Below are 5248 nucleotides of genomic sequence, written 5' to 3'. Positions count from 1 at the left end.
ACGCCGGATAATTTCCTGCGCAGCCAGGCCGACATGGCCAGACTGTTCGCCGACCTGCCGGAAGCGATCGACAACACTGTCGAGATCGCGTTGCGCTGTTCCTATTATCCGAAGACCCGCAATCCGATCCTGCCGCGCTTCACCGGCGGCGATGTCGCCGACAATGATGCCGCCGTGCAGGCGGAAGCCGACGAATTGGCCAGGCAGGCGCATGAGGGGCTCGACGCGCGGCTGGCGGCGCATGGGCCGACAGCCGGCTATACGGTCGAGCAGTACCGCGAGCGGTTGAATTTCGAGCTCGGCATCATCACCAAGATGAAGTTTCCGGGCTATTTCCTGATCGTCGCCGACTTCATCAAATGGGCCAAGGCGCAAGGCATTCCGGTCGGGCCCGGCCGCGGCTCGGGCGCGGGCTCGCTGGTCGCCTATTCGACGACCATCACCGACATCGATCCGCTGCGTTTCTCGCTGCTGTTCGAGCGCTTCCTCAATCCCGACCGCGTCTCGATGCCCGACTTCGACATCGATTTCTGCCAGGACCGGCGCGAGGAAGTCATCCGATACGTCCAGCAGAAATACGGTCGCGACCAGGTCGGCCAGATCATCACCTTCGGCACGCTGCAGGCCCGCGCTGTGCTGCGCGACGTGGGCCGCGTGCTGCAGATGCCCTACGGCCAGGTCGACAAGCTCTCCAAGATGGTGCCGCAGAATCCGGCCAACCCGGTCAAGCTCGCCGACGCCATCGCCAACGAACCGCGCTTCGCCGAAGAGGCCGAACGCGAGCCGATCGTCCAGACGCTGCTCGACATGGCACAGAAGCTGGAAGGCCTTTACCGCCACGCGTCGACGCACGCCGCCGGCATCGTCATAGGTGACCGTCCGCTGTCGGAACTGGTGCCGATGTATCGCGATCCGCGCTCCGACATGCCGGTCACCCAGTTCAACATGAAATATGTCGAGCAGGCCGGGCTGGTGAAGTTCGACTTCCTTGGCCTGAAGACGCTTACCGTGCTGGAGACGGCGGTCAAGCTGATCCGCCGCCGCGGCATCGAGATCGATCTGGCGACGATCCCGCTCGACGACCCCGAGACCTACGCCATGCTGTCGCGCGGCGAAGTGGTCGGCGTGTTCCAGGTGGAAAGTGCCGGCATGCGCAAGGCACTGATCGGCATGCGGCCCGATTGCATCGAGGACATCATCGCCCTGGTTGCGCTGTACCGGCCGGGGCCGATGGAGAACATCCCGACCTACAATGCCCGCAAGCATGGCGAGGAGGAGATGGCCTCGATCCATCCCAAGATCGACCATCTGGTGAAGGAGACGCAAGGCGTCATCGTCTACCAGGAACAGGTGATGCAGATCGCGCAGGAGCTGTCCGGCTATTCGCTCGGCGAAGCCGATCTTCTGCGCCGTGCCATGGGCAAGAAGATCCGCGCCGAGATGGACAAGCAGCGCGAGCGCTTCGTTTCAGGCGCCGTCGAGCGGGGCGTCGGCAAGCCGCAAGCCGACTTCATTTTCGATCTCTTGGCCAAGTTCGCCGACTATGGTTTCAACAAGTCGCACGCGGCCGCATATGCGGTGGTCTCGTACCAGACCGCCTATCTCAAGGCGCATTATCCTGTCGAGTTCCTGGCGGCGTCGATGACGCTCGACATGGGCAACACCGACAAGCTCGCCGACTTCCGTCAGGACGCGCTGCGCCTGGGAATCCAGGTGCTGGCGCCGTCGGTGATGACGAGTTTCCGGGCTTTCGAGGTTGGCGAGAACCGCATCTACTATTCACTGGCGGCACTCAAGGGTGTCGGCGATGCCGCCGTGGAGCACATCGTGGCCCAGCGTGGCGAAAGGCCTTTCAAGACGCTCGCCGATTTCTGCGAGCGGGTCGATCCCAAGATTGTCGGCAAGCGCGTGTTCGAAAGCCTGATCATGGCCGGTGCGCTCGATTGTTTCGGCCACGACCGTGCGGCGATGATGGCGGGTGTCGAGCGCATGATGGGACTGGCATCGCTGGCGCAGCAGAACGCGGTCTCCGGGCAGCACGACATCTTCGGAGCATCCCTTGGGGCGCAGTCACAGGCGCTCAATTTGCCGGTATCGGAACCGTGGCTCGCCGCCGACCGGCTGCACCGCGAATTCCAGGTGGTCGGCTTCTATCTCTCCGCCCACCCGCTCGACGAGTACAAGTCGGCGCTGCAGAAGATGCGGGTGCAGAATTGGGCCGAATTTTCCGCTGGCGTAAAGCGTGGCGCCACCGCTGGCCGGCTCGCTGGTACCGTTACAACCAAGCAGGAGCGCAAGACGCGCACCGGCAACAAGATGGGTGTCGTGACCTTTTCCGATACTTCCGGACAGTATGAAGCCGTGCTGTTTTCGGAAGGGCTGGCGCAGTATCGCGACCTGCTCGAGCCCGGCCGGTCCGTGGTTATCACCGTTGCGGCCGAGGACAGGCCGGAAGGCGTCAATCTGCGCATCAATTCCGTCCAATCGCTGGAGGACGAGGCCAGCCGGATCCAGAAGGCGCTGCGGATTTTCCTGCGAAACGCCGCGCCCATCAACACGCTTGCCGGCCAACTGACCGTCAAGGGCGAAGGCCAGGTAAGCTTCGTCCTGATCAAGGAAGAAGGCGAGGGGGAGATCGAGATCGAGTTGCCCAGCCGCTACCGGATTTCGCCACAGATCGCTTCGGCCATGCGTGCCGTGCCGGGCGTGGTCGAAGTGGAACTGGTGTGATCACGGCATCGCCCGGCCGGTTGCGGTCCTGCGATCGGCTGTCTTGCCGATCTTTTGCACGGCTGCCATGACTCCCGTGGACCGTTCAAAGGATGGTTCAGCGGTCGGTGGCCTGCGCGACAGGCTGCGCAAGCTCTATCACGGGCGCACGCCGGCGGCTTTCCGGTTCCAGCTGATAACCATCATCATCGACCTCGCCATAATCGGCTTCTTCGTCGCGACGCCGGTCCTTCAGCAATGGTCCTCGTTCCTGTGGCTCGACTATACCGTTGCCGCGCTCGTCGCCGCCGACCTGATTGCCCGGCTGCTGGCCTCCAACGACATGCTGCGCCTGATGAAGCAGCCGACCTCGTGGGTCGATGTCTTTATCCTGCTGACACTGCTGATGCCGACCGCTTTGGCAAACCTCGGCTTCCTGCGCATCCTGCGGCTGTGGTCGCTGTCGCGCAGCGGTACGCTGTGGAGGCATTTCGAGATGCGCGGCCTGCGACCCTGGCGCGAGGCAAGCCAGGCGGTCATCAACCTGCTGACGTTTCTCTTCGTCATCACCGGTTTCGTCTACAGCTTCTTCTTCCGCAGCGGGCAGGGGCTCGAAAACTATATCGACGCGCTGTATTTCACCGTCGCCACGGTGACGACGACCGGATTCGGCGACATCGTGCTGCCGGGCATCGCCGGCAAGCTCACGGCGATCTTCACCATGATCATCGGCATATCGCTGTTTGTCAGGCTGGCGCAGGCCATCTTCCGGCCGACCAAGGTCTTCTTTCCCTGTCCGCAATGCGGGTTGCAGAGGCATGAACCCGATGCCGTCCACTGCAAGGCGTGCGGCCATATCCTCAACATACCCGACGACGGGAACTGACGGCAGGCTCAGGACGCCGCGATTTCGGCGGGCTTTACCGGCCTGCGCTGCAGATTGAACAGGTTGCCCATCAGGATCAGCAGCGCCCCACCGGCGGTGAAGGCATCGATCTGCTCCTGATAGAGCAGCCAGCCGATGAGTGCCGACAAAGGCACGCGCAGGAAATCCATCGGTGAGATCACGGTGGCATCCGCATAAGTCAGGGCACGCGCCATGCAGAAATGCGATGACATGCCGCTGAACGCGATCAGCACGATCCACGGCCAGAGTTCGAGCGGCGGGTTGCGCCATTCGTAGAGCGCCGGGACCAGGCCGACCACCGACTGGATGACGAGCATCCAGAAGATGATGCGCACGACGCTGTCGGTGCGCGTCAGCGACTTGACCATCACCAGGGAAATTCCGAAGCAGACCGCTGCACCCAATACGATCAGGTGTCCGGGGTTGACCGGGCCGACGCCCGGGCGGACGATGATCACCACGCCTACGAGCCCGAGCGCGACCGCCGCGAGCTTTGGCCGCGACAGCCTTTCCCCCAGAAACGTGACCGCCAGGATCGCCGTCCAGATAGGCGTGGTGAATTCGATCGAGATCAGCACCCCCAGCGGGATCAAGGTCAAGGCATAGAGCCATGCCGCCTGGCCGCTATAATGGACGACGTTGCGCGCGAGGTGGGCCAGCGGGCGCGCGGTGCGCATCGCGGCGAAACCACCACTGGTCATAACCAGCGGCAAGAGGATGAGGAAGCCGATCACCGAGCGTAGTTCCAGCACCTGGAAGACGTTGAGCTCGGCCGTCGTGGCGCGGCCGGCGACCGACATCGCCAGGAACGACGTAATCGACAGCGCCATCCAGAAGGCGGCCTTGGGAATGGAGGGGGTTGGCATCATGCCGGGCTTGTCGCAGGCCAGGACCTTCGCCGCAATCGCTAGAAATTGCATTCTTCTGGGCCAGTGGCACGCACAGGGCTCACGAACGGCCACCTTGCAGGCGGAACCCGACACGGCTGGCAGCGTTGTTGCCCATTGGTCGCCGTGCTTCTTGGACGTGCCGCGATTTCACCATCGACAAGGAGAGTATCATGAGATCATTCGCGCCGTTCGCGCTCGCTGGATGTCTGGTCGTCGCGGCAGGCGCCGCCCGCGCCGATGAAGCAAAGTTCCTGCAGTCGTTCAACGGGAATTTCGCCGGCAAGGGCACCGTGCAGGTGACCACGGACGTCCCGAACGTCAGTGTCTCCTGCAGCTTCAAGTCGAATGCGACTTCGGCCTCGCTCTCCCTGGACGGCAATTGCCGCGGTTTGATTGTGGTGTCGCGGGCGATCAGCGCCAACTTGAAGGTGACAAATGCGAAGTACAGCGGGGTATATGTCGGCTCCCGCACCGGACCCGCGTAGCTGAACGGCAGCCGGTCAGGCAACGCCATCAATCTCGGCATCCGCTGGGCGAAGGAGGTCAACGGTGATCAGAAGGCTCGGATGACCGTCGAGAAGCGAGGCGAGAACGGCATCCGGCTGACGGTCATCGACACCGATCCCAAAACCGGCAAGAGCGTGGTGACGAGCAGGATCGACCTGACGCGCACCTGACCGCTCAATCTTCCAGCGGCTCCGGCGGATGGGCGTCGCGACCCTTGCCGAAGGTATATCCGGTC

General features: G+C 63.1%; 3 protein-coding genes and 1 pseudogene. 3 read left to right on the top strand and 1 reads right to left on the bottom strand.

Annotation, left to right across the window (positions count from 1 at the left end; translation table 11 throughout):
* A partial coding sequence (gene dnaE / locus WC739_RS24445; protein ID WP_372955566.1) for a DNA polymerase III subunit alpha occupies positions 1-2730 on the top strand: 2730 nt, incomplete at its 5' end.
* A gap of 67 nt (positions 2731-2797) precedes the next feature.
* Complete coding sequence (locus WC739_RS24440) at positions 2798-3595, top strand: potassium channel family protein (RefSeq protein ID WP_372955565.1); 798 nt, start codon at positions 2798-2800, stop codon at positions 3593-3595.
* Between the two features lie 8 nt (positions 3596-3603).
* Here the strand turns inward: WC739_RS24440 and WC739_RS24435 are convergent, their stop codons facing one another.
* A complete protein-coding gene (locus WC739_RS24435; RefSeq protein ID WP_372955567.1) occupies positions 3604-4485 on the bottom strand; it encodes a DMT family transporter in 882 nt (293 codons plus the stop codon).
* Between the two features lie 191 nt (positions 4486-4676).
* On the opposite strand from WC739_RS24435, the pseudogene WC739_RS24430 reads away from it, so the two are divergent.
* Positions 4677-5183, top strand: a pseudogene (locus tag WC739_RS24430) (hypothetical protein).
* Positions 5184-5248 lie beyond the last annotated feature (65 nt).

It is taken from the genome of Mesorhizobium sp., from assembly GCF_041661565.1.
Taxonomy (GTDB): Bacteria; Pseudomonadota; Alphaproteobacteria; order Rhizobiales; family Rhizobiaceae; genus Mesorhizobium.
Note: the sequence above shows the minus strand (reverse complement) of the source record. Positions and strands in the feature narration are given on the sequence as shown.